This is a genomic window from Pseudaeromonas sp. HNCC25DJ182 (genome assembly GCF_055413365.1).
Genome location: NZ_JBVAYG010000010.1, coordinates 112,816 through 138,177 on the forward strand (window position 1 = coordinate 112,816; position 25,362 = coordinate 138,177).

The 25,362-nt window shown below is 58.0% G+C and carries 19 protein-coding genes; 10 read left to right on the forward strand and 9 right to left on the reverse strand.

What is annotated here, in order from left to right; genetic code table 11:
* Positions 1-78 precede the first annotated feature (78 nt).
* A complete protein-coding gene (locus ACZYUB_RS10055) occupies positions 79-1,713 on the forward strand; it encodes a methyl-accepting chemotaxis protein (RefSeq protein WP_463947569.1) in 1,635 nt (544 codons plus the stop codon).
* A gap of 80 nt (positions 1,714-1,793) precedes the next feature.
* On the opposite strand, the gene ssb is transcribed toward ACZYUB_RS10055, so the two are convergent.
* Complete coding sequence (ssb, locus tag ACZYUB_RS10060; protein ID WP_463947570.1) at positions 1,794-2,378, reverse strand: single-stranded DNA-binding protein; 585 nt, start codon at positions 2,376-2,378, stop codon at positions 1,794-1,796.
* A gap of 254 nt (positions 2,379-2,632) precedes the next feature.
* Here ssb and uvrA point away from each other — a divergent pair, with 254 nt between their 5' ends.
* Genes uvrA through ACZYUB_RS10075 form a run of 3 tightly spaced genes read left to right on the forward strand, consistent with a single transcriptional unit; the run spans position 2,633 to position 7,420 of the window.
* Positions 2,633-5,464, forward strand: a complete 2,832-nt coding sequence (uvrA, locus tag ACZYUB_RS10065; RefSeq protein ID WP_463947571.1) for an excinuclease ABC subunit UvrA — start codon at positions 2,633-2,635, stop codon at positions 5,462-5,464.
* A gap of 28 nt (positions 5,465-5,492) precedes the next feature.
* Positions 5,493-6,344: a sulfurtransferase gene (locus ACZYUB_RS10070; protein WP_463947572.1), complete on the forward strand. Its 852-nt coding sequence runs from the start codon at positions 5,493-5,495 to the stop codon at positions 6,342-6,344.
* A 50-nt stretch (positions 6,345-6,394) separates the two neighbouring features.
* Positions 6,395-7,420, forward strand: coding sequence for a DUF4382 domain-containing protein (locus tag ACZYUB_RS10075; protein ID WP_463947573.1), 1,026 nt, complete (start codon positions 6,395-6,397; stop codon positions 7,418-7,420).
* Positions 7,421-7,511: 91 nt separating this feature from the next.
* On the opposite strand, the gene ACZYUB_RS10080 is transcribed toward ACZYUB_RS10075, so the two are convergent.
* Positions 7,512-9,194, reverse strand: a complete 1,683-nt coding sequence (locus ACZYUB_RS10080) for a methyl-accepting chemotaxis protein (RefSeq protein ID WP_463947574.1) — start codon at positions 9,192-9,194, stop codon at positions 7,512-7,514.
* Positions 9,195-9,952: 758 nt separating this feature from the next.
* Between ACZYUB_RS10080 and ACZYUB_RS10085 the strand changes: the two genes are divergently transcribed.
* Both ACZYUB_RS10085 and ACZYUB_RS10090 read left to right on the forward strand, forming a co-directional pair.
* The gene (locus tag ACZYUB_RS10085; protein WP_463947575.1) at positions 9,953-10,357 is read left to right on the forward strand and encodes a DUF2750 domain-containing protein; all 405 of its coding nucleotides are present in this window, start codon (positions 9,953-9,955) and stop codon (positions 10,355-10,357) included.
* Between the two features lie 39 nt (positions 10,358-10,396).
* Positions 10,397-10,798 carry a DUF2750 domain-containing protein gene (locus ACZYUB_RS10090; RefSeq protein WP_460883377.1) on the forward strand — a complete coding sequence of 134 codons (402 nt, stop codon included), beginning with the start codon at positions 10,397-10,399 and terminating at the stop codon, positions 10,796-10,798.
* 33 nt (positions 10,799-10,831) lie between these two features.
* Here ACZYUB_RS10090 and ACZYUB_RS10095 read toward each other — a convergent pair whose 3' ends face one another.
* A complete protein-coding gene (locus tag ACZYUB_RS10095) occupies positions 10,832-13,096 on the reverse strand; it encodes a putative bifunctional diguanylate cyclase/phosphodiesterase (RefSeq protein ID WP_463947577.1) in 2,265 nt (754 codons plus the stop codon).
* 373 nt (positions 13,097-13,469) lie between these two features.
* Between ACZYUB_RS10095 and ACZYUB_RS10100 the strand changes: the two genes are divergently transcribed.
* Positions 13,470-13,928 (forward strand): GyrI-like domain-containing protein, encoded by a 459-nt coding sequence (locus ACZYUB_RS10100; RefSeq protein WP_463947578.1) that lies wholly within the window; start codon positions 13,470-13,472, stop codon positions 13,926-13,928.
* Positions 13,929-14,003: 75 nt separating this feature from the next.
* On the opposite strand, the gene ACZYUB_RS10105 is transcribed toward ACZYUB_RS10100, so the two are convergent.
* The 5 genes from ACZYUB_RS10105 to metH form a co-directional block, all read right to left on the reverse strand.
* Positions 14,004-14,744 carry a hypothetical protein gene (locus ACZYUB_RS10105; RefSeq protein WP_463947580.1) on the reverse strand — a complete coding sequence of 247 codons (741 nt, stop codon included), beginning with the start codon at positions 14,742-14,744 and terminating at the stop codon, positions 14,004-14,006.
* 65 nt (positions 14,745-14,809) lie between these two features.
* Complete coding sequence (locus ACZYUB_RS10110; RefSeq protein ID WP_463947582.1) at positions 14,810-15,352, reverse strand: N-acetyltransferase family protein; 543 nt, start codon at positions 15,350-15,352, stop codon at positions 14,810-14,812.
* Between the two features lie 3 nt (positions 15,353-15,355).
* On the reverse strand, positions 15,356-16,360 hold the full coding sequence (locus tag ACZYUB_RS10115; protein ID WP_463947583.1) for a LacI family DNA-binding transcriptional regulator: 1,005 nt from the start codon (positions 16,358-16,360) through the stop codon (positions 15,356-15,358).
* A gap of 165 nt (positions 16,361-16,525) precedes the next feature.
* Positions 16,526-17,251 carry a hypothetical protein gene (locus ACZYUB_RS10120; protein WP_463947585.1) on the reverse strand — a complete coding sequence of 242 codons (726 nt, stop codon included), beginning with the start codon at positions 17,249-17,251 and terminating at the stop codon, positions 16,526-16,528.
* Between the two features lie 165 nt (positions 17,252-17,416).
* Positions 17,417-21,118 (reverse strand): methionine synthase, encoded by a 3,702-nt coding sequence (gene metH / locus ACZYUB_RS10125; RefSeq protein WP_463947600.1) that lies wholly within the window; start codon positions 21,116-21,118, stop codon positions 17,417-17,419.
* Between the two features lie 123 nt (positions 21,119-21,241).
* Here metH and ACZYUB_RS10130 point away from each other — a divergent pair, with 123 nt between their 5' ends.
* Positions 21,242-21,619 carry an MGMT family protein gene (locus ACZYUB_RS10130; protein WP_463947586.1) on the forward strand — a complete coding sequence of 126 codons (378 nt, stop codon included), beginning with the start codon at positions 21,242-21,244 and terminating at the stop codon, positions 21,617-21,619.
* A gap of 4 nt (positions 21,620-21,623) precedes the next feature.
* Here ACZYUB_RS10130 and metA read toward each other — a convergent pair whose 3' ends face one another.
* On the reverse strand, positions 21,624-22,541 hold the full coding sequence (gene metA, locus ACZYUB_RS10135) for a homoserine O-succinyltransferase MetA (protein ID WP_463947587.1): 918 nt from the start codon (positions 22,539-22,541) through the stop codon (positions 21,624-21,626).
* A gap of 173 nt (positions 22,542-22,714) precedes the next feature.
* On the opposite strand from metA, the gene ACZYUB_RS10140 reads away from it, so the two are divergent.
* Positions 22,715-23,989, forward strand: a complete 1,275-nt coding sequence (locus ACZYUB_RS10140) for an HD-GYP domain-containing protein (RefSeq protein ID WP_463947589.1) — start codon at positions 22,715-22,717, stop codon at positions 23,987-23,989.
* A 123-nt stretch (positions 23,990-24,112) separates the two neighbouring features.
* Complete coding sequence (locus ACZYUB_RS10145; RefSeq protein ID WP_463947591.1) at positions 24,113-25,273, forward strand: molybdopterin-binding protein; 1,161 nt, start codon at positions 24,113-24,115, stop codon at positions 25,271-25,273.
* Positions 25,274-25,362 lie beyond the last annotated feature (89 nt).

A 25,362-nucleotide genomic window follows, 5' to 3' on the forward strand; every position in this document is an offset into this window, starting at 1 on the left:
AATCTACGCGGGATCCCCGTCTGATGGCCAGGGTAGATCTATGCTCAGTGGGTCCATCACTCCGTGTAGGGAAACACCATGTCATTTTTTCTGAATCTGCCGATTGGCAAAAAATTGCTCGCCACCTTTAGTCTGATGGCTCTGGTCGTGCTGGTGCTGGGGCTGTTCAGCATCAAGCAGCTGGATCTGGTCAACTTCAGCAGCACCGTCATCGTCGAGAAACATCTGCCCCGTCTGATGCTGGTCAACAGCATCGATGTCAAACTCTCGGATTTTCGCCGTCGTCAGTTGCGCATGCTGGAGCAGCACAGCGCGGCAGAGACCCAGAAATATGCCGAGCGACTGCAACAGGATCAGGCCGCGCTCGAAAAGAGCGTCGACGCCCTGCAGAACCAGGATCAGGACTCGGAACAGCGCCCGCTGATCAGTACCCTCACCAACCAATGGCAAGCCTATGTCGCCCAGCAGCAACAGATGAGCACCCTGGTGCAGCAAGCCGATCTGACCACCGCCGCCGAGTTACTGAACGGCCCTGGTGATCAGCAGTTCAGGACCCTGAAAGAAACCATCGCACAACTCGCCGAAGGCTATCAGCAAGACTCCAATGCCGCCAGCGCCGAAGGGGACCGTCTCTACGCGAACGCACTCTATTTAATCTGGAGTCTGATTGGCGCGTCGCTGCTGCTGGTCGCCTTCTGCGCCTGGGGGCTCGGCAATTTGATCCGCTCCCCGCTGCAACGGTTGTTACAGCAAGCCGAGCTGGTCGCCAATGGCGATCTCACCAGCCATCTGGACTACAACCGTTTCTCGGAGGACGAGATTGGCACCCTGGCCCGGGCATTTGGCCGTATGCAGCAGAATCTGCGCACCCTGGTTCAGGAATTAACCTCGGCGGTCGCACAGCTCAGCAGTGCCGCCGAGGAAGTCAGCACCATCGCCGAACAATCGTCACAAGGTCAGCAACGCCAGCAGAGTGAAATCACCTACCTGGCCACCGCCATGAACGAGATGAGCAGCACGGTGAATGAAGTCGCGCGCAGCACCACCCAGGCAGCGACCGCGGCACAACAAGCCAACCACGAAGCGGTGGCCGGCGGCGGAGTGGTGAATGAAACCTTGCAAGCCATCCAGCGGGTCGCCAATGAAGTAGAGCTGGTCACGCGGGTAGTGCAGGAGCTGGATCAGGACAGCAGCCGGATTGGCGTGGTCTTGGAAGTGATCCGCGGTATCGCCGATCAGACCAACCTGCTGGCCCTCAACGCCGCCATCGAGGCGGCTCGAGCCGGTGAACAGGGGCGTGGTTTTGCCGTTGTCGCCGATGAGGTGCGAACGCTGGCCAAACGGACCCAACAATCGACTCAGGAGATCAACAGCATCATCGGCACCCTGCAACAACGGGGTAAAGAGGCCGTACAAGCGACGCAGGCCGGACAACAAATGGTCGGGTTGTGCGTGCAGCGCGCCGAGCAAGCAGGCCACAGCATCGAACTCATCGCCACCTCGGTCGCCGATATTTCCGATATGAATACCCATATCGCCACCGCCACCGAAGAGCAGAACTCGGTGGCCGAAGATCTCAACCGCAACATCATCAATATCAATACCGCCTGCGCCGAACTGGCGGAAGGAACCCACCAGACCGCCAGTGCCTGCAAGGAGCTAAACGCGCTAGCACACCGTCTCAGCGACTTGGCCCACCGTTTCCGCGTCTAGGCTTGGGTTTGCAAACACTCATACAAAAACACCCTGCCAGGCAGGGTGTTTTCACGATCAGAGCGATATTTAGGTCATCTTCAGAAGGGAATATCGTCGTCGAAGTCCATCGGCGGCTCGTTGTACATCGGCTGGGTCGGAGCCTGGTTGAAGTTGTTCTGGGGCTGGTAACCGCCTTGAGGGGCCGCCGCTGGCATGGCCGGTGCGGCTTGCGGCGCGTAACCACCTTGCGGAGCTGGGGCGGCAGGCTGTTGCTGCGGACGACCCCAGTTGCCTTGCTGGCCCTGTGGCTGGCTTGGTGCGCCCATGCTGGCAGCACCGCCGGCGTTGCGACCATCGAGCATCTGCATTTCATTGACGATGATTTCGGTGGTGTAGCGCTTCTGGCCTTGCTGATCCTGCCATTCGCGAGTCTGCAGGCGACCTTCCAGATAGACCTTGGAGCCCTTCTTCAGGTATTCACCGGCAATCTCCGCCAGACGGGCATACATGGCGCAACGGTGCCATTCGGTACGCTCTTGCAGCTGGCCTTGCTGATCCTTCCAGGATTCGGAGGTAGCAACCGTGATATTGGCCACCGCCTTGCCGTTCGGCATATAACGCACTTCCGGGTCCTGGCCCAGATTACCGATCAGGATGACTTTATTGACGCCGCGACTGGCCATAGTTTCACTCCGCATTCATTGATGGCCAGGCTGAACCTGGCGTTCCAGTTAATAGGCACGCATCTTACCAGCCCGCCCCCGATTTCGCATCCGGCCAATCGTGGATTGACGACCGGTGACACACTTCCGTTCATGGTCAACCGTCACGATTTCCAGTCATCGGCTTCGTGGATAATAGCCCGATAACTGTCTATTCATCCAGTGCCTGCTGTGCCATACTGGCGTTTATTGCTTGTTTTACTATCAGGTCAGCCATGGACAAGATCGAAGTTCGCGGTGCTCGCACCCATAACCTGAAGAACATCAGCCTGACGCTACCCCGCGATCGGTTGATTGTCGTCACCGGCCTCTCCGGCTCCGGCAAATCTTCTCTGGCGTTCGATACCCTGTATGCCGAAGGCCAGCGTCGCTACGTGGAGTCCCTCTCCGCCTACGCGCGCCAGTTCCTCTCCTTGATGGAAAAGCCCGATGTCGACCACATCGAGGGCTTGTCTCCCGCCATCTCCATCGAGCAGAAATCGACATCCCATAACCCGCGTTCGACCGTGGGCACCATCACCGAAATCTACGATTACCTGCGGCTGCTATTTGCCCGGGTCGGTGAACCGCGCTGTCCTGACCACGATATACCGTTGGCGGCCCAGACCGTCAGCCAGATGGTGGATCAGGTGCTGGCCCTGCCCGAAGGGCAGAAGATGATGATGCTGGCGCCCGTGGTGCGCAACCGTAAGGGCGAACACAAGCAGCTGCTGGAAAACCTGGCCGCCCAGGGGTATATCCGCGCCCGTATCGATGGCGAGGTGTGTGACCTGTCGGATCCGCCGTCCCTGGAGCTGCACAAGAAGCACACCATCGAAGTGGTAGTGGATCGCTTCAAGGTGCGGGATGACCTGCAACTGCGCCTGGCCGAATCCTTCGAGACCGCGCTGACCCTCTCCGGCGGTCTGGTCTCGGTGCTGGAGATGGACAACGACGCCGCCAGCCCCATGGTGTTCTCCGCCAACTTCGCCTGCCCCGAGTGCGGCTACTCCATCAGCGAGCTGGAGCCGCGCATTTTCTCGTTCAACAATCCGGCCGGGGCCTGCCCGACCTGCGATGGTTTGGGGGTGCAGCAATATTTCGATCCGCAGAAGGTGGTCGGCAATAGCGAGCTGTCCCTGGCCGGCGGCGCGATCCGCGGCTGGGACAAACGCAGCTTCTATTACTTCCAGATGCTCAAGGCGGTGGGCGACCATTATGGCTTCGATCTGGAAGCGCCCTTCGCCGAGCTGACCAAGGATCAGCAACGCGCCATCCTGTATGGCACCGGTCAGACCGATATCGAATTCCGCTACATGAACGATCGCGGCGATGTGGTGGTACGCCGTCATCCCTTCGAGGGGGTGATCCCGAATATGGAGCGCCGCTACAAGGAGACCGAATCCAACAGCGTGCGCGAAGAGCTGGCCAAATACATCGCCAACCAGTCCTGCCCCAGCTGCAAGGGCAGCCGCCTGAAACAGGAGGCGCGCAACGTCTTTATCGAGGGCACCAATCTGCCGGCGATTGCCGAGAAGTCGATCGCCGATGCCCTGAGCTTCTTCCAGCAGTTGGCCCTCACCGGCCAGAAGGCGCAGATCGCCGAGAAAATTCTCAAGGAGATCAACGAACGCCTGGGCTTTTTGGTCAACGTGGGTCTGAACTATCTCTCCCTCTCCCGTTCGGCAGAAACCCTCTCCGGCGGCGAGGCCCAGCGCATCCGGCTGGCTAGCCAAATCGGCGCCGGTCTGGTCGGCGTCATGTATGTGCTGGATGAACCGAGTATCGGTCTGCACCAGCGTGACAACGAGCGACTGCTCAAGACCCTGTTCCACCTGCGGGATCTGGGCAACACCGTCATCGTTGTGGAGCACGACGAAGACGCCATCCGCATGGCCGACCATGTGCTGGATATAGGTCCGGGAGCCGGGGTGCACGGCGGTCACATAGTCGCGCAAGGCACCCCCAGCGAGATCATGGCCAACGAGAACTCGCTGACCGGCGACTACCTCTCCGGCCGCAAGCAGATCGCCATTCCGGCCCAGCGCACCCCGCTGACCGGCAAGTGGCTCAAACTCACCGGCGCCAGCGGCAATAACCTGAAAAAGGTTAATCTGTCACTGCCGATTGGCGTCATGAGCTGTGTGACCGGGGTTTCCGGCTCCGGCAAGTCGACCCTGATCAATGACACCCTGTTCCGCATCGCCCATCGCGAGCTCAACGGTGCCACGGTCGAGCATCCAGCTCCCTATCTGGATATCGAGGGGCTGGAGCATCTGGACAAGGTGGTGGATATCGACCAGAGCCCCATCGGCCGCACGCCGCGCTCCAACCCGGCCACCTACACCGGGCTGTTTACGCCGATCCGTGAGCTGTTTTCCGGCACCCAGGAGGCTCGCTCCCGGGGCTACCAGCCGGGCCGTTTCTCCTTCAACGTCAAGGGCGGCCGCTGCGAAGCCTGTCAGGGCGACGGCGTGATCAAGGTCGAGATGCACTTCCTGCCCGATGTCTATGTGCCTTGCGATGTCTGCAAGGGCAAGCGCTATAACCGCGAGACGCTGGAGGTGAAATACAAGGGCAAGAGCATCCACGAGGTGCTGGAGATGACGGTCGAAGAGGCCCGCGCCTTCTTCGATGCCGTACCGGCGCTGGCGCGCAAGCTGCAAACGCTGATCGATGTCGGCCTCTCCTACATTACGCTGGGCCAGTCGGCGACCACCCTCTCCGGCGGCGAGGCGCAGCGGGTCAAGCTCTCCCGCGAGCTCTCCCGTCGCGACACCGGCCAGACGCTCTATATTCTGGATGAACCGACCACGGGCCTGCACTTCCACGACATCCAGCAACTGCTAAAGGTACTGCACCAGCTGCGGGATAACGGCAACACCATCGTCATCATAGAGCACAATCTGGATGTGGTGAAAACCGCCGACTGGGTGGTGGACCTGGGGCCGGAGGGCGGCTCCGGTGGCGGCCAGATCCTGGTCACCGGCACCCCCGAGGAGATCGCCCAGTGCGAAGCCTCCCACACCGCCCGTTTCCTCAAGCCGCTGCTGGAACGTGGCCATTGAACCGCAACCCCATGACAAGGAGTCTCTGATGACGGATGTGATATTGCCAACCCCGCTGGTCGCTGTGGAGTGGCTGGCGGCACACCTCGGCCACCCGGATCTGGTGGTGCTGGACGCCCATATGCAACCGCCTTCGGCACCGGCCAGTACTGCGCCCGTGGTGCAGATCCCGGGTGCCCGCCGCTTCGATTTCGACAAAAAAATCTGTGCCCCCGATACCGACCTGCCCCACATGCTGCCCAGCCCCGAGCTGTTCAGCCGCGAGGTACAGGCTTTGGGCATCCAGGCCAGCAGCCTCATCGTGGTCTATGACCGGCTCGGTATCTTCTCGGCACCCCGTGCCTGGTGGATGTTCCGCGCCATGGGCCATACCCGGGTCGCGGTGCTGGATGGCGGCCTGCCCGCCTGGCAAGCGGCGGGCCTGAGCGTGGAGCCGGAAACGGCCTATGCCGGTGCACGTGGTAATTTTGTTGCCCGGCTGCAACCCGGTCTGTTCTGCGATGCCGATACCGTGGCCGCCGAATTGAGTAGTGGCCGTCGGCCGGTCCTGGATGCCCGAAGTGCCGCCCGCTTCACCGGTTTAGAGCCCGAGCCGCGCCCCGGATTACGCGCCGGACATATGCCCGGAGCCTTGAACCTGCCGTTCGGTCAACTGCAGCAGGGTGGCAAGATGAAGCCGGTCGCCGAGTTGCAGGCCGAATTTGCCCCCGTATTGGGCGCGCAGCAAGCGCCGATCTTCAGTTGCGGCTCCGGTGTCACCGCCTGCATTCTGGCGCTGGGCGCAGAGCTCGCCGGTTATCAGGAGCTGACGGTGTATGACGGCTCCTGGAGCGAATGGGGCGGCGATCCCAAGCGGCCGGTGGTCGGTCGCGGCGATTAATCTCCAGAGTCGGCTAGACTTAAACAGCCGACTCATTACGGAGAACGATCATGGCTCAGCAACAACTAGCCTGTGCTGCCCTACTGTCCCTGCTGGCCGCCTGCGGTGGCAGCGACAGTAGCCAGGATGGCAGCAGCAGTTTCTCGTTACAAATTTCAGACGCTCCGGTCGATAGCGCACAGAAAGTCTGTATCGCCATCGCCGGACTTCAACTGAACGGTAGCAATGACAGCGCGCTGGCCAGCTGGTCACCCCTCGACCTGCTACCCACAGACAAGGATGATGGCTGCTTGCCGACCGGTTACAGCATCCCCACCGACAGCGATGGCAACCCGCGTTTTCTCTATCTGGATCTGCTGCACTATCAAAGCGGTGACAGCTTCGCCCTGTTGAGTAACCAGAGCATCAGCGCCGGGGATTACCAGCAGTTACGGCTGCAGGTGGAAGATGGTCGCAGCGAGACGCTGGATGGCCCTGCCTCCCATCCCAGCTCCTATGTGCTGGACGATGCAGGCAACACCCTACCGCTGGAAGTCCCCAGTAGTGAGCTGAAACTACACGGTTTCAATGCGCCAGCCGATGGGGTGGCCAGCTTCCAGCTGGAGTTCAATCTGCGCCACGCCATGGTATTACCCGGCCATGGCAACTACTACAAGCTCAAACCCAATGGTGTCAGCTTGCTGGAAGTCGCGACTCTGACCACCCTGCAGGGCCAGGTCAGCGCCAGCCTGTGCGATGGTAACCTCGACCATGCCGGGGTCTATCTCTATCCCGCCCGGGACGGCAGTGATCTTGCCTACCTGGGACTCAACAGCGAGGTCGCCAGCGGTGGCCCCGTGCTCACCAGTCTGCTGCAACCCGCCACCGACACCACCCCGGCCAGTTATCGCCTCGACTACGTCAACGCTGGGCATTATGACCTGCAACTGGTCTGCAACGCCGGCGAAGACGAAGTGGTCGACAGCGGTAGCAGCGATTTCATCCCGACCATCGGCAGCAGCCAGCTGGGGATCAGCGTCGATCCGGCGGTCGCCAACCCACAAGTCATCGACTTGACCGAGGCTCCGGCCATCTGACCGACAAGCGAAACCCAATGGGGATCGGGAGACGCATCCTAATAAAAACGCGCCATTCGGCGCGTTTTTGCATTTATGATTCGCTTCCGGCTCAAGCCGGCAAGCGGTAACGGTTCACTTCCTGCTCCAAACCATGGGCCTCGCTGGAGAGTGAGTGGCTAGCCACCGTCAGTTCACCCAGCACTTGTCCGGTTTCTTCTACGGCCTCCCGGATATGGATCAAGGCGCCCGTCACCTGCTGGGCAACCTGGCTTTGCTGCTCGGCTGCGGTCGCAATCATATCCGTTCGCTCGCTCAGCTGGTTGGTCTGGCTGGCAATTCGAGAGAAAGCGGCTTCGGCGCTGTGGGCCTCGGCCATCGCGGCCTCGGCCTGGGTAACCGAACGCCCCATCCGCGACACCGCATGCTGGGTGTTCTGCCGCAGCGCCTCGATCATGCTGGCAATCTCTTTGGTTGCCAGTTGGGTTCGTCCCGCCAATTGCCGCACTTCATCAGCCACCACAGCAAATCCACGGCCATGGCTACCCGCCCGGGCTGCCTCAATGGCCGCATTGAGCGCCAGCAGGTTGGTCTGATCCGAGATGCCATTGATGGTATCGACCACCTGATTGATCACCTGGACCTTTTGCTCCACCTCATCAATGACATCGGCGCTGTGAATCAGCTCCTGACACAACTCCTGCAACGAGCCAATCGCCTTGTTGATCTCCTGCTCTCCGCTTCGGGCACAGAGATCCGCTTCCCGGGTCTCCAGCGCACAGTGCTGGGACTGACTGGCCACATCACGGATCGAGGCGCTCATCTCTTCCATGGCGGAAGCCAATTCGTTCAAATGGCCGTGTTGCTCATGGACCGCCTGGGAGACTTGCTGCACTCCCGTGTTCATCTGAATCGAGGCTGCAGCCAATGTTTCCGCACTGCCACGTTGCAGGAACAGCAGCTCCGCCAGATTGGTGCGCGTCTGTTCCAGCTCGCGATTGATCGATGCAAATTCATCTTGTCCCCAGATTGGAACCTGGCGATCCAGCACCCGTTCCGAGATGCGTTGCAGCCCTTGCAGCGAGAGACGAACTTGCAGGCGGATGGTATTGGCAATCAGCTTGACCACCAGCACCAGGGCCAGCATGGTGAACAGTACGCATTCGGTACTATTCCACATGTAGGCGGAAAAGGCGGCATCGGCACTGTCCAGATAGATACCAGACCCCAGCACATACTCGCCAACCGGCACCAGGTAGGTCGACTTGCCTTGCACCTGGCTGCTGCCGGGTTTTTGAAAGTCATAGTGGATAAACGTCGGCTGCTGAGTACGAATGACCTCCATAAAGGAATCTGAAATATCGCGCCCGGTTTCATTGACCCGGGTCGGAGCAACCGGCTTACCTTCATTTTCCGGCTTGGGTGGAAACACCACCATGCGCCCCTGCTTATCGGCCAGGAAAAGATAACCACTCTGGCCCTCGCCCCAGCGAGCCTTACCCAGCAAGGCACGAGCCTCGCGCTGGAACTGCTGATCATCCATACGGCTGTTCAGATCGCCCAAGATCCCGGCATAACTTTCCACCTGACTTTGCAGGCCCGACTCCAGGGCCTCACTCACCGAATCCTTGGCTGACAGTGCATTGAATAATGCACCGCCGAGACTTAACAACAACATAAGCCCCATCAAAACATTCATCTTCGCCCCGAACTTCAGACGAGATAACAATATAGCCACCCGAGATGGATTCACATGACCATTTTTTTCCGCAGGCAACAGCATTGCACTATCCATTCTAATATCCACAAATTTTGTACGCTCAAAAATTGAGCGGCCGGATTTTAATCATGAGCTTGGGCATTGGCAAACAATATTAATGTTACTTAATGTAAGCACTGAACATATGCTCTAGATGGAGACGGAGAATATTAGAATTTCCTTTTTATATCAATAAATTAACGAGAACATAACAACATCTTGGGGATATATTTATCATCCGCATTCATGGCCTGTATATATCCAATACTATCCATCGCCAAAAATGAATCCAATCAGGTCCGACCTGTAAAATTAAATGCTAAATAATGAATACACCGCCAATAAAACACATATTTTTCATAGTGATACATATATTAATTAAGATGGGATATGTGTTGAACATCATGGCCACACACAAAATAAACTCCATTTGAAGCTTCTTGCGTCACCTTGATTCATGGGCCACTGTCTCCGAAAAGCACTCAACTAATTCGCTGTTCCGAATAGTCGAACACTCACTGCAGCGACGGGGTAGCACTAAGTTGACCCACCGCACCAGGGCTGCCGTGGTGAGCCCCCGATGGAGGAGTTCACGGCGTATCAGCCTGTGCTTCCTTGTCGATGGCACATCATTGGAATCGGCTAGTTAGCCACCGGTACGGTATGCGTCATCCGATATGAGAGAAGCTTCGCGCGCCAAACTTGGACAAGCGCGGCGCAAGATGGGATCATGTCCGCCATTCGCGCCAGACCCTACCGAGGCGCTTTTCTTTTAGCCGACCCATGGGGCCCTTATGAGCTACGAACTGAGCGACACCGAACGCAACGCCGCCTTGCAACTCAATGCGGATTATCGCTATGACCACTTCATTGCCAAGGTCGCCCAGCACCAATTGCTTTGGGTGCTAAAGGGCGACAAAGGGCTCTTGCTGCTGGAGAGTGAAGGCGACGTGTGTCTGCCACTGTGGCCCCATCCGGAGTATGCTCAAACCTGGATCAAGGATGAGCTGGCCAGTTACGAGCTGCAATCCATCACCCTGGAGGTGTTTCTGGAGCGCTGGGCCGAAGGACTGGAACAGGATAATATTGCCGTCGCCGTCTTCCCCCTGCCCGATGAAACCGGCATCGTCGAAGACGCCAGCGAACTGGCAGAAACCTTGGTGGAAAAGCTCGAGCAGCTCGACCAGGATCCGGCATAACCCTCTCTTTTTTTGATTCCATACAGCTGCGAGGCCCCTATGAGTGACCCGTTAACCCAGGAACAGTATCAGAGCACGGTGGCACTGGATGCCGACCAGCGCTATGACCATTTCATCCAGCAGGTTGTCGCCCAGGGGGAGTTGTGGATCCTCAAGGATGAACAGGGCTGCATGCTGCTGACCGCCGATGAGGAAGATTGCATCCCGGTATGGTCACACCCGGATTATGCCCAAGCCTGGGCGGCGGAGGAGTGGTCCAAGTGTGAACCCTATGCGGTGCCTCTCAAGACCTGGCTCGATCGCTGGGTCAAGGGCATGGAAGAGGATGGACTGGCGGTAGCCGTGTTCCCACTGCCGGAAGCCATTGGCGTGATTGAGGATCCGGCCGATGTCGCCGATGCCCTGCTGCGCCGGATGGCCAAACAGAATCGCCGCAAATAATTGCCGTCATCCGGGTAAAGGGGCCAGCACCCTTTACCCGTGACTCAGCTCCAATTGCCGTCCCAGCTCGGCTGCCGCCAGCGGTCGGGAGAAGAGATAGCCCTGCAGTTGCTCACAACCAAACTGGCTCAGCAGATCGGCCTGCGCCTGGGTTTCCACCCCTTCGGCCACCAGCACCAGTCCCAATGTCTTGCCCATACCGATGATATGTCGCGTCAAATCGCGGCAACGCTGATTCGTTTCCAGTTCGATGATAAAGGAGCGGTCGATTTTCAGGGCGTCGAGCCGGAAGCGGCTTAAGTAGTTGAGGGAGGAGTAGCCGGTACCGAAATCATCCAGCGCCAGTTTGACACCCATCTGCCGCAATGCCTCGAGCGAGGTACTGATGACCGGATCCTCCTCGATCAGGGTCCGTTCGGTCAACTCCAGCTCCAGACTGGAGGCGGATATTCCGGCATCCTGCAGGGCTTGCTCCACATCGCGGATAAAATTGCCATCCGCCAACTGCCAGGCCGCCACGTTGACGCTCATTCTGACCTGGGCCAGCGTGGCATCCGCCCCTCGCTGCCAGACCCCGAGTTGGCGGCAGGCTTCCCGCAGGATCCAGAGCCCCAGCGGCACGATCAGACCACTCTCTTCTGCCACCGGAATAAAGCGATCCGGAGAGACCAATCCCAAACTGGGACTGTGCCAGCGCACCAGGGCCTCCACCTTGCACCACTGCCCGCTCCAGACATCGATGATCGGCTGATAGACCAGAGAGAACTCATTACTGTCCAGAGCCTGACGCAACGCCATATCGATGCTCAGGCTGTCCTGCACGGCACGAGCCAGAGAGGCATCGAACAAACAATGCTGATTGCGCCCGGCTCGCTTGGCGGCATACATGGCACTATCGGCGTAGCGCAGCAGCATGTCGGCATCCTGCGCCTGAGTCGGGTAAACCGCCATCCCGGTGCTGATGGTGACCACCACCTCCATGGCACCTAACGAGAAGGGGCGACGGAACGCCTCATGGATCTGTCCAGCCAGCACCAGCCCCTCCTCGCGAGCCCGCTCGGCACTGGTATCCGTCAACATGACAACAAACTCATCGCCACCAAAGCGGGCCACACAAATGGCCGGGGTCACCAGTTGTCGCAGGCGTTCGGCCACCGCATGCAATAGCTGATCCCCCAGCATATGGCCCAGACTGTCGTTGATGCGTTTGAAATGGTCCAAATCCATGAAGATCAGCGCGCACGCCACGGGCTCGGCATCATGGCGCAACAAGGTTCGCAGCTGCTCGTTGAGGGCATACCGGCTGGCCAACTCGGTCACATCGTCCACATTGGCGGCCAGCTGCAGCAGCTGCTCCTGACGTTTGCGCTCTTCGATATTGCGCAACTGCGACAGGAAAAACAGTTGCCCACCTTGCCAGTAAGGGCTAACCAGCGCCTCGAACGGAAAGCTCTGCCCGAGCCGGTTGCGGCAGATATGTTCGAAGCGCAATGGAAATTGCTCCGTCACCGAACTCAACCTCAGGTAGTAGCGAGACATCACGTCCTGGGTAATAAACGGCATGAAGTCTTGCACCCTCCGGTTTTTGAAACAGGCTACCGAGTCGTAACCGAAGAAGGAGGCACAAGCCGGATTGGCAAACAGGATCCGCCCCTGACGATCGTGAACCCAGATCCCTTCGGCCAAAAAGCGCATGGCATTGGGGAAACGTTGCCGTGCCTCGTGTTGCACGACATAGAGCAGGCCCAGCATGGAGGCGGTTTTTACCGCAAAGGCCACCCCGTAGAGTGCCGGCAAGATGTCGGGGTCTTGCAACCGGAACGCGAATGCCAGGTTCAAGAGACCGCGGATCGCCAGCATGGCACCGACCACGCGGTAGGTGCCAGGGCCTCGTGCCAATTGGTAACCGGCCCAGAGCAAACAACTGGCCAGCATCAAGACCGCAACCAGCTGGATGGTACCGGGAATGAGCTGGGCACCGATGGCGAAGAATGCCAACAGAGCGACAAAGCTCCAGCGTACCGTGCGCCATGACATCCAGCGGCCGGTAGCGTACAGAGTTCCCTGAATATAAAACAACAGCCCCAGACTCAGGGAGACGCGCAGGCTCCAGGGGATCCAGGGAGCAACCACACCCTGTTGCTGCCAATACCAGATCACCGTCAGGATCCCCAACGACAACTGCCCCAGTCCCCAATACAGGGCATGACGTTCCTCACGCTGCACCAGCCACAGCACCAGTAACGCGGCACTGAGCATGCCATCCGCCAAGGTCGAGATTAAAACCATATCACTCATATCAGTCTGCCTTTCCTGACCGGGAATTGAGTGTCGTGATCAACAACACCCAGGCTCTCCATAAAAAGCGGTCATGCCACAACCATGAGAACGGTGGAGGACTCAAGGCTTATGACACCATAACTCGTAGGCTGCACGCTCCTAAAAATAGATGCTAGTGCGATGAAAGACTTGGAAAAATGCATACCTAGGTCAAAAGCTGGATCGATTATCCTCTCGAACTCGCAAAATCGTAGGGCTCCCGGAAAAAAAATCACCACTCAGCCGAAATAACTGTATATTAATACAGCTCGGTGCCAAATGGTCTCGCTGTACGAGGAACATCACCAGACCCCGGCATCGCCGTCATGGGATAACCACAAGGAGTCACCTAATGGATGTACAGATCATCAACCGCGAGCCGCAATTGGTCGCCTATATTCGCGTCATTGGCCCCTACAACGAGACCATGCCCGATGGCTTCAACCGTCTGATGGCATGGGCTGAGCCCAGAAACCTGCTGGCGGGCGACTGGTTGGCCCTCTACTGGGATAACCCGGAGATCACCCCGCCTGACGAGTTAAAGGCGGATGTCGCCCTGAGCGTTCCGGCCGGAACGCCGGTCGAAGGGGAGGTCCAGTTGCAAACTGTGCCTGCCGGTACCTATGCCTGCTACCGCTGTCGAGTAGAGAACGATGACTTCGCCACGCCCTGGAATGCGCTGTTCCGCGATTGGCTACCCAGTAGTGGCTATCAGGCCGCCGAAGGGCCCTGCTTTGAGCAGTATCTGAATGATGGCCACCGCGACGGTTACTGGGATCTGCTGATCCAGACGCCGATCAAACCCCGCTAGTATCGCTGGCAAGTACCCATAAAAAACGCCATCCAGCAGGATGGCGTTTTTATATGGCTCAGCCGGTAACCGGCATCAGTTCGCGGTTTTCACTGGCCCAGTGTATTGATAGGTCAGATGACTCACCCGATCGGCCCCATCCACGGTGCAGGTAAAGGCCAATGGGCGCCAACCGGTGGCGAAACGCGCCTGTGCTGCGCCCGATAACTTGTTACCAGCTGCCGTCAGAGCACCGGCCTCATGGATTAATTTTTCCGCTCGGGTCAACGCGTAGAGCTGACCCACGCACAGATACTCCACTCGTGCCGCCCCCTGCAGCTGAATATCGCTGCCCGGCTTCTTCAGTCGCTGTTCATAGGCGCTGGGAGCAAACGCATTTTGTAATTGCAGGGCCCGCTTCTTCAACCACTCCTGACGGGTACTCCAGGCGGCAGTACCCGGTAACTCGCTCTGGGTACCGGTTTCGTCCTGCCACAGGATCATGGCGCCCTTGCCATCAAACTGATAACGACCATAGGGCATCTGAACCGCAAACAGCTTGCCCTGTTTGAAGTAGTAACGGCTGTCGCCTTGCCATTCACGCTTTTCATTGAGGATCGGTACCTTGATGATCACCGGGGTGGTATCCAGCCAGGCGGTCACATCCAGGCCGTCGACGGTATAGACCCAGCTATCCAGCGACGTCATCGCTGCCTTATCCATGGTGGCCAGTTGCGAGGCCAGATCCGGAGCCTTGGCCGCAATCGCCGCTCCGCACGGCAGAGCCAGTAACATGGAGCAGCTCCAGAACGTCATAGCACGCAGATTTTTCAACATTGCTGAATTCTCGTATTGGGGCGCCGCAGCGCCATCCTCTCGAAGATGTATGAGCCGCTTATGATTCACGCGCTCTCTGGCAACCGTTTCTCCAGGCGGATACCCGGTCGGCCCACGCCATAATAGTCAGGGATGGTGCGAAGTGCGACATATCCGTGGCGTTGATAGAGATCGAGGGCGCCCTGATTGTCGCAATCCACCTCCAGGCGCAGGCGCGGTAAACCATGGGCCCGAGCCTCCAGCTCGGCCAGTGACAGCAAGAGTGTGCCCAGACCCCGGCCGCGATGCTGCCAGTGCACCGCCAATGCCGTGAGCGACACCTGATGCCAACCCCGGTGCGGGAGCAACGCCATATAGGCCAGCACCTGTTCGCCATCCAGAATCAACCAGACGCGGCGACTCTGCCGCCGCAACTGCTCCCGCCAATGGCGACGACCAAACGCCAACCAGGGAGAAAAACAGTAACGCTCCAGGAGCAGGATCGCGTCCCGATCGGCAGGTGTCGCCAGGCGCAATTGATAACCACGCCCCAGCAGAGGGGACGTCGTTTGCAAATGTCCGAGCTGTTGCTCCAGCCACACGCTGGCATCAGCCGCTAGTGCTTTCATCGGCTAATCCTGGAGCTGCTGGCAGGACTCCCGCAGCCGTAACTGGCCACAGAACGGCGGCAGGGCCGTCACCGGCAGACCGGACGCCAGACGCAGAGCCTGATGGACCGCGAGCTCGCTCATCTGCTCAATTGGGATATGCACGGTACTCAAGGCTGGGGAGAGGTAAGCCGCTGCCGGTTCATCATCGAAGCCAAACAACGACACCTGTGCCGGGACCTGGATCCCCGCCTCGCGCAAGGCGCGCAAGGCGCCGATGGCCATATCATCGTTGCTGGCAAACAGCGCCGTGAAGTCGATACCACGCGCCAACAGCTGCTGACAGGCCCGATAGCCTCCCTCCACCAGATTATCGCCTTCGACCAGCCAGCTCTCGGGAGCCTGAATGCCTGCCGTTTGCAAGCTCTGCTGCCAGGCCATGAGTCGCGCGCGGGCCGTCAGCGTCCGTTGCGGACCACTGATGCAAGCGATGCGTCTATGCCCCTGCGCCAAGAGGTACTCCATGGCGGCAGTCACGCTGCCAGTCTGATCGAATACCACGGCCCGCTCCGGATACCCGGGTACCGGACGGTTCATCACCATCAGCGGCACCGGAAGCGTCTCGACCAACTGCACCAGATCCGCTTCCGGCATATAGCGACTGTAGAGGATGATGGCATCACAACAGCGGTCCACCAGCAGCTCGACGGCGGCTCGCTCCCTGAGCGGATCATCATGACCATCGGTGACCATCAATTGTTTACCCGCCAGCTCCGCTTGCTGGGCCATGGTTTTGAGCAGGCGACCAAAATAGGGACCTTCGAAATTCGAGACCACCAACCCCAGAGTATTGGAGGTTTGATTGGCCAAAGCCTGGGCCAAGGTGTTGGGACGAAATCCCAATTCGGCAATCGCGGCATTGACGCGATCCCGGGTGGCCTGACTCAGCAATACCTTGCCACTGAGCACCCGTGAGACGGTGGATTTGGAGACGCCGGCCTTTTCGGCCACATCCTGCATGGTAACCATCAAGATCCCTCTGTTACGCCCGGCAGATGGATGACGACGCTCGCCATCGCGAAATAGCGACCGAGATCCGCAAAAAAAACCCCGGCATGATGCCGAGGCCCTATTATCCGCGCTGGCTCCCCGTCACAGCAAGCGATGGCTGCCGGAGGTTCACACCATGTTCGCTCAGGGCTGCGCCTTCTGCTGCCACTGCGCCGCCTTCTCGGCATCCCGCACAAAGCCCAATCCAGCAGCTTGTTCAGGCGGTATGGGGGCCAGCCCCTTGCTATACAAACTGGCGATCAGACTGGCCAACGCGGGTGAAGGCTGCTGGGCATAGTTCATGATCGCCACCCGCCGCACCTCATTCTCCGGCGCGACCAGCGAGGCCAGCAGTTGCTGCTGTTCTGTTTCGGAGCCGGCCATCATGATGGGGGTGCCCAGATCCACCAGTTGGAAAAACCAGGCCATACAGGCTTGCAGGTTTTGCTGCTGGCACTGACCGGTCAGCAAGGCATTGGCCTGCTGCATCATGGGATCCTTGTCCAGCGCCCGCCACAGGCTGATCTGCTGGGACGATATCTGCCCGTTGTCGCTCTGGGTGCGGAGTAACGGTTTGTGAGCCTGAGCGCTGAGCAATGCCGCGTAGAGCAGGGCGGCACGCGGCTCTTGCTGCACATGGGGCTTGAGCAGGGCGACCAGATCGGTGAAATTTTTATCGCTGGGATCCTGAACCACGGGTTCAGCCACCAGCCGGATATAGGCCAATGGCGATTCGCTCTGCGACAACGTCATAAACTCGGTCAGCAACTGCTGATAGGCACGCCCTTGAGCATCTTCCCCCGACGAAGCCTGAGCCACGCCCCCCCATATCGTAGCGGCCAAAGCTACAGCGCCAATTACAGCTCTCATCCCCATCCCTCTTCCATGCTTGCCTGTTGTCTTCTCACGCTATTGTGCCACGGTACGAGCCGGGCCGCTGTGACTCTGCCAGTTGTTTAGATGCCACTACCTCTAACGGCGCAGGGCACCCGAAGGTGCCCTGCCTGGCGAAAACCAGTTGCGGATTTTCGGCTATTACTCCGGTTGATACCCCAGATTCGGTCCCAACCAGCGCTCGGCCTCTTCCAGGGTCATGCCCTTGCGCTCGGCATAGTCTTTGACCTGGTCAGGCTGGATCCCCGCCACCGCAAAGTACTTGGCATCCGGATGACTGAAGTACCAACCGGAAACCGCCGCAGCCGGCCACATGGCATAGGATTCGGTCAGCTGCATGCCAATCGTCTCCTCAACACCAAGCAATTGCCAGAGGGTGCCTTTCTCGGTGTGCTCGGGGCAGGCCGGATAGCCAGGTGCCGGACGTATGCCCTGGTAGTTCTCGCGGATCAGATCCTCGTTGGAGAGCGCCTCATCCGGCGCATAGCCCCAATACTCGGTGCGCACCTGTTCGTGCAGGTATTCGGCAAAAGCCTCCGCCAGACGATCACACACGGCTTGCACCAGAATGGCGTTATAGTCATCCCCCGCTGCCTTGAACCCTTCAGCCAGCCCCGACTCGCCAAAGCCACCACTCACCGCAAAGGCTCCGACCCAGTCGGCGACGCCACTGGCCTTGGGGGCCACATAGTCGGAGAGGCAGTAATTGGGGAAGATATTGCCGTCCCGCGCCTGGCTGGCCTTGTCCGTCTGCTGCCGCAATCCGCGCAGTACTGTCTTGATCTGGCTACGGCTCTCGTCGGTATAGACTTCAATGTCGTCGCCAATACTGTTCGCCGGGAACAGCCCCAGCATGCCCGTCACTTCCACCTCACCACTGCCACTCAACCGATCCAGCATGGCCTGGGCATCGGCAAACAGGCGCTTGGCCTCCTCACCGACCACCTCATCCTCCAGGATGCGCGGATACTTGCCTGCCAGCTCCCAGCTCAGGAAGAACGGGGTCCAGTCGATATAGCGGCGCAGTGTTTCAATCGGCACATTACGTAACACATGAATGCCCGGCTTGGCCGGTTTTGGCGGCTGATAGCTGCTCCAATCGCAAGACCAGGCATTGGCACGCGCCTCTGCCAGCGAGACCGCCTTGGTGCGTGGCTGCTTGCGATTATGCTGCTCGCGAGCGGCGTCATACTCCTTGGCCAGTCGGGCTGCAAATGCCGGTTTGAGTTCAGCGGACAGTAGGCTCTGGGCCACGCCGACCGCTCGGCTGGCGTTGGAGACGTACACCACCGGCTCTTGGTAATTTTGCTCGATTTTGACCGCAGTATGCGCCTTGGAGGTGGTCGCCCCGCCAATCAGCAGCGGTATGGTGAAGCCTTGGCGCTGCATCTCCTTGGCGACATGCACCATCTCGTCCAGCGACGGAGTGATAAGACCGGAGAGGCCGATCATGTCGGCGTTCACCTCGCGAGCGGTTTGCAGGATCTTCTCGCAGGGCACCATGACCCCGAGATCGATGATCTCGAAGTTGTTGCACTGCAGCACCACACCCACAATATTCTTGCCGATGTCATGGACATCGCCCTTCACGGTCGCCATGACAATCTTGCCGTTACTGCTGCTGCCGGTTTTTTCAGCCTCGATATAAGGCTGCAGGTAGGCCACGGCCCGCTTCATCACCCGCGCTGACTTCACCACCTGAGGCAGGAACATCTTGCCCGCACCGAACAGATCGCCGACCACGTTCATCCCGGCCATCAGTGGCCCTTCGATGACCTCGATGGGGCGCGCACACTCCTGACGAGCCAGCTCGGTGTCCTCATCAATAAAGTCGGTGATCCCCTTGACCAACGCATGCTCCAGCCGCTTGGTGACAGGCCAGCTGCGCCACTCCTGATCCCGCGGGTCCGCCACCTGCTGAGCGCCGCCACGGTACTTCTCGGCAATGGCCAACAGCGCTTCGGTAGCCCCCGGATGGGTGTTACGCACCACATCCTCGACTGCGGCTTTCAGCTCAGCCGGAATATCTTCATAGATGGCCAATTGACCTGCGTTGACGATGCCCATGTCCATGCCGTTCTTGATGGCGTAGTAGAGGAACACCGAGTGGATCGCCTCGCGCACCGGCTCGTTGCCACGGAAGGAGAAGGAGACGTTGGAGACACCGCCGGAGATCATAGCATGAGGCAGGTTATCCTTGATGTCTTTCACCGCTTCGATGAAATCCATGGCGTAGTTGTTGTGCTCATCGATCCCGGTGGCCACCGCAAAGATATTCGGATCGAAGATGATATCTTCCGGCGGGAAGCCCACCTCGTCGACCAGGATGCGATAGGCACGCTGGCAGATCTCGAACTTGCGCGCCCGGGTATCGGCTTGTCCCTGCTCATCAAACGCCATGACAATCACAGCCGCGCCATAGCGGCGGACCAGTTTGGCTTGAGCGATGAACTTGTCGACCCCCTCCTTCATGGAGATGGAGTTGACCACCGGCTTGCCTTGAATACACTTCAAGCCCGCTTCAATCACCTCCCACTTCGAGGAGTCGACCATGATCGGCACCCGACTGATATCCGGCTCGGAGGCGATGAGTTTGAGGAAACGCGACATGCAGGCTTCGGCATCCAGCATCCCCTCGTCCATATTGATGTCGATGATTTGGGCGCCGCTTTCCACCTGCTGACGGGCGATATCCAGCGCCTCATCGTAGTTCTCTTCGCGGATCAGACGCTTGAACTTGGCCGAGCCGGTGACATTGGTCCGCTCACCCACGTTGACGAACATGGAATCGGCACTGATGGTGACCGGCTCCAGACCCGCCAGGCGGCAGGCCACCGGGATCTCGGGCAAGGCTCGCGGTTTGCAACCGTCCACCGCCTTGGCCATGGCCGCAATATGAGCGGGCGTCGTGCCACAGCAACCGCCGACCAGATTCAGGAAACCGGACTTGGCCCACTCGTGGATATGATCCGCCATCTCGTCAGCTTCCAGATCGTAACCACCGAAAGCATTGGGTAAGCCGGCATTCGGGTGTACCGAAACATAGGTTTCGCTGATGCGTGCCAACTCCTCCACATACTGCCGCAGCTCCTTGGGGCCCAACGCACAGTTGAGACCAAATGACAGTGGGCGGGCATGGCGCAGTGAGTTGTAGAAGGCTTCTGTCGTCTGACCGGAGAGCGTGCGTCCTGAGGCATCCGTGATGGTGCCGGAAATCATCACCGGCAGACGGTACCCCAGCGAGTCAAAAACCCCTTCCACCGCAAACACCGCCGCCTTGGCATTCAGGGTATCGAAGATGGTCTCGATCATGATGATATGAGCGCCACCCTCGAGGAGGGCCAGCGTCGATTCGGTATAGGCAGCAACCAGTTCGTCGTAGGTGACGTTCCGGGCACCGGGATCATTCACATCCGGCGAAATGGAACAGGTCCGGTTGGTGGGGCCAAGAATACCGGCAACAAAGCGCGGCTTACTCGGGTCTTTGGCGGTCCATGCATCGGCCGCCTGACGAGCCAGGCGCGCCGCTTCGCGGTTGATCTCGGCACTGAGATCTTCCATCTGGTAATCCGCCATCGCAATGCGGGTGGCGTTGAAACTGTTGGTTTCGAGAATATCGGCACCGGCAGCCAGATAGGCTTCATGGATCTCGCGGATCACCTCGGGCTTTGAGAGCACCAACAGGTCATTGTTTCCCTTCAGATCGCTAGGCCAGGCAGCAAAACGCTCACCGCGATAATCCGCTTCCTTCAGCCCGTAGCTCTGGATCATGGTCCCCATGCCACCATCAATCAGCAGGATACGCTCCTGCAGACATTCAGTGAGTCGGGATTGGATCGGCATTCCTTGCGCATGTACTGCCACTGGCTTGTCCTCATTACTACTTGGGCCCTTGCGGGTCAGAGCCCCCAAAGGCGAAATCATCATCCGGCTGTTGACTGGACGAGTTCTGGAGTGGCTGGCAGTATGGCAAAAAACTGTAGGGCCAACGCCATGCTCGACTCATCTGTCCTCACTCCTCCCGGAGAGGAAGAGATCACAACCAATTTTACCCAGCGCGTCTATCAGGTGATAGCGGCGATTCCGTATGGCCGGGTCGCGACCTATGGCACAGTCGCTCGCCTGGCTGGCTCCCCTCGCGCGGCTCGCCAGGTGGGCGGTATCCTGTGTCGACTCCCCGAGGATACACGCTTGCCCTGGCATCGGGTGGTCAATCGTTTCGGTACACTTTCCTTACGCGACGAGGACTACCATCGACAGCAGGCTCGCCTGCAACAAGAAGGGATCTCCTGCAACCCCGCATCCCCGATCGACTTGAACCGGTATGGCTGGCAGGGGGAGTGAGTCCTCACGGTAAGTTGTTCAAATCAAACGGCGTATTCTGGTACACGTAATAGTTCAGCCAGTTGGCAAACAGCAAATGTCCGTGGCTGCGCCAGGTCGCTCGCGGTGGCTGATTCGGGTCGTCGTTGCGGTAATAATTTTTCGGTAACTGTGGATCAATTCCAGCCCCGGTATCCCGTACAAACTCCTGATGTAGCGTATCGGCATCATATTCCGGATGCCCCGTTACATAGACCTGGCGACAATCAGGGCTGACCGCCAGATAGACACCCGCCTCTTCGGACTCGGCAAAGACCTGTAAATCGGTGTGGCTACGGATAAAGTCGCCATCAAAATTGGCATAACGCGAATGCGGTGCCAGGAAGTGATCGTCAAATCCACGCACTAATGGGTCATGCGCAACCAGCCGACAATGCTCATAGACGCCGGAGAGCTTCACGGCACGGGTCTGTTTTTCCAAACCGTAAATCACCTTCAGCGCCGCTTGAGCCGCCCAGCAGAGGAACAGGGTTGAGGTGACATGCTGACGCGACCATTCGATGATTTCGACCAGGGTATCCCAGTAGACTACATCGGCAAACTGGGTCAGCCCCAAGGGGGCACCGGTGATAATGAGACCGTCATAGCGGTTGTGTTTCACCTGGGCAAAGTCGTGATAAAAGGTATCCAGATGCGCCTTAGGCGTATTCTTGGATTCGCGATCATCGATGCGTAACAGATCGACATGCACTTGCAATGGCGAATTGGACAACATGCGCATCAGCTGGATTTCCGTCTCGATCTTCTTTGGCATCAGATTCAACAGCAGGACACGCAACGGACGAATATCCTGGTGAAGGGCACGACTTTCGGTCATGACGAAGATGTTCTCAGCGCCGAGCACGTCAGCAGCTGGCAAACGGTCAGGGATCTTGATAGGCATGGTGCACTTCCTGTACTACATCAGTAAAAACGTCTGGACATCCAGAAATCTACACCAATCGATAGCACGCTGTCACCTCTTAGCTATTTTGGGACAAGATCGATAGAATGCACTCCTGACTCCTCTTTGCCTTTGCCTGGCATAGGCGCTGGTTTTATGTGTACTCTAAGTAGATGACTGGTATAAAAATTTCTGTCGACCGATTGCAGATCGGTAACTATGTCAAACTCCCGCTCAACTGGAAGGATCACCCCTTTCTGTTTTCCAGCTTCGCCATAAAAAGTCAGGAGGAGATCGATCTGATCCGCCGGCTCGGCTTGAAGCAAGTCATCATGTTTCCCGACAAATCCTCCATGCCTCCCAAACCGGTCCAGGAAATAGAGGCCCCGACCAGCGAAACCACAGCTGAAAGTACACTCGATGATATCGAAGCCGCTTTGGCAGCCGAGAAAGAGCGTCGCATCGAACAACTCAAGCTGTACCGCCGCAATCTACAACGTAGCGAAAAAGCCTTCGAGCGCTCGCTCAGCCAGTTGCGGAATCTAATGAACAAGCTGCAGACTCGACCACTGACGGCCATCAAGGAAGCACAAGAATTGGTCGATGGGATTGTTGCCCAGCTTCTCAGCACTGATGAAATGGTGTTGCACCTGATGTCGGAGTCTCCAGAAGGCGAGAGCATCTATTATCACTCGCTCAACGTCTCGATCCTCAGCATGCTACTGGCCAAAGAGGCAGGCTTTACCGAGGAAGAGATGAAGCAAGTCGGCTTCGCCGCCCTGGTCCACGACATCGGTATGCTGCGCATTCCAACCCAGATCCTGCGGAAGACAGAACCTCTGACGCGGCCGGAACTGAATTTGTTAAAACAGCACACCCGGTATGGCCATGAGCTACTCGATTTAACCAAAGACTGCCCCGACACCGCCAAAAAAGTGGTACTCCGACACCATGAACGTCTGGATGGTTCCGGTTTCCCCGAGGGTCTCAAAGCCGAGCAGCTGGATAAATTGACCCAGATGGTCAGCGTGGTCGATGAATATGATGAGCTCTGTCATCCCCAGGATCAGAGCAAGGCCAAGGTTCCCCATGTGGTGCTCTCTTTCTTGTTCAAGAACCGCACCAAACAGCTCAATAAGGATTACATCGGCCTGCTGGTCAAGCAACTGGGTATCTACCCACCCGGCAGCGTGGTACAGCTCTCCAATGGTCAGGTTGGTCTGGTCATGTCGGTCAATCCGAAGCGGTTACTGTTTCCCAGCGTACTAATCTATGACCCGGCCATCCCCCGTCAGGAGGCTCCGATCATCGACCTGGAAGATGTCGGTCTGACCATTGGCAAGGTGATATCTCCAGCTCGCCTACCGGCACCGGTGTTTGAGTACCTGAATCCGCGAACCCGGATTAGCTTTTACTTCGACCATAGCAATGTTCCCACCCGAGCCTAAACCAAGACTAGGCTCCCAACGGATTAATCACTTCCCAGCCGACACAAGATTACATACCCTCATCCTTTCACCATATGGCCTAGCCAGTAGGCCACTGTGGATTGCATGAGGATCTTGTAACCTATGATCATTGAAATTATTTCAACCGGTGATGAAGTCCTCACCGGCTTTACCGTAGATACCAACTCCGCCTGGCTATGCCAGCGACTACTCGATCACGGCTGGCAAGTGCGACGCAGACAAACCGTCGGCGATCGGATGGATGACCTAGTCGAAATCCTGCGGGAGCGGGGACGGGTCGCCGACATCCTGATTGTGAATGGCGGTCTTGGTCCAACCTCGGATGATAAAACCACGGAAGCCGCTGCGTTAGCCGCAGAAGTGGAGCTTGAGCTCCGCGATGAATGGCTGCAATTGCTCATTGAACGTTACAGTTCGCGCGGACGCGACATGCCGGAGAGCAATCGCAAACAGGCCATGCTACCTACTGGTGCCACACTGATTCATAATCCGATTGGAACTGCCTGTGGTTTTCATCTGCGCATTGGCAAAGCGCGTTGCTATTTCACCCCGGGAGTGCCATCAGAATTCAAACAGATGGTCGATGAACAAATATTGCCGGATCTGGGCACCCATTTTGCTGCTGGCACGACCGAAGTTCGCCGCTATTTCACTTTTGGCGTCTCCGAGTCCTCGCTCAGTGATCGACTGGATACCCAAACTTGGCCAGAGCACATCGATCTGGGCTATCGCTCTTCCATGCCGATCATTGAACTCAAATTGATCAGCCAGCAGTCGCAGCAGACTGACTTTGCAACCGCAGAGGCACAGTTACTCGCCGTGATTTCTCCGTTTATGGTGGCTCGGGATGAATTGGATCTCCCTGGCGAGTTAGCCGATAAACTGGCTGGGCGGTCACTACACATCTACGAGTCCGGATCTGCAGGCTTGGTGCTACACTCCCTCGCAGCGGCCATTCCACAACTGATAGGCCATCTGGGTTGGTTACCCGCTAGCGCCGAGTCACTATTAACTTATATCATTAACAATCAAGAACTTACCATGGCCATCGGCTCTGAAACTGCGCATGGAATTTCGATTGCCTTGTGGGATGGTAAAACCGGAGTGGCACAGACATTGAAGGTGGGGATCCAGAATCCGAGCCTGAGAAAGGGCATCATCGCCTTTGCCGCACAAGATATGCTACGGCGGTATTTGAATCATGAACCCCTGCTGGGCCGCTATGAAACACTTATGCGTACAGAAGAGCACCATATCGGCTGATACGACCGCCGGAGTGACTCTCACAACAACGACTTATTTTTGAAAAAGACCAAAGTAAAAACCCCGCCGAAGCGGGGTTTTCTTTATCG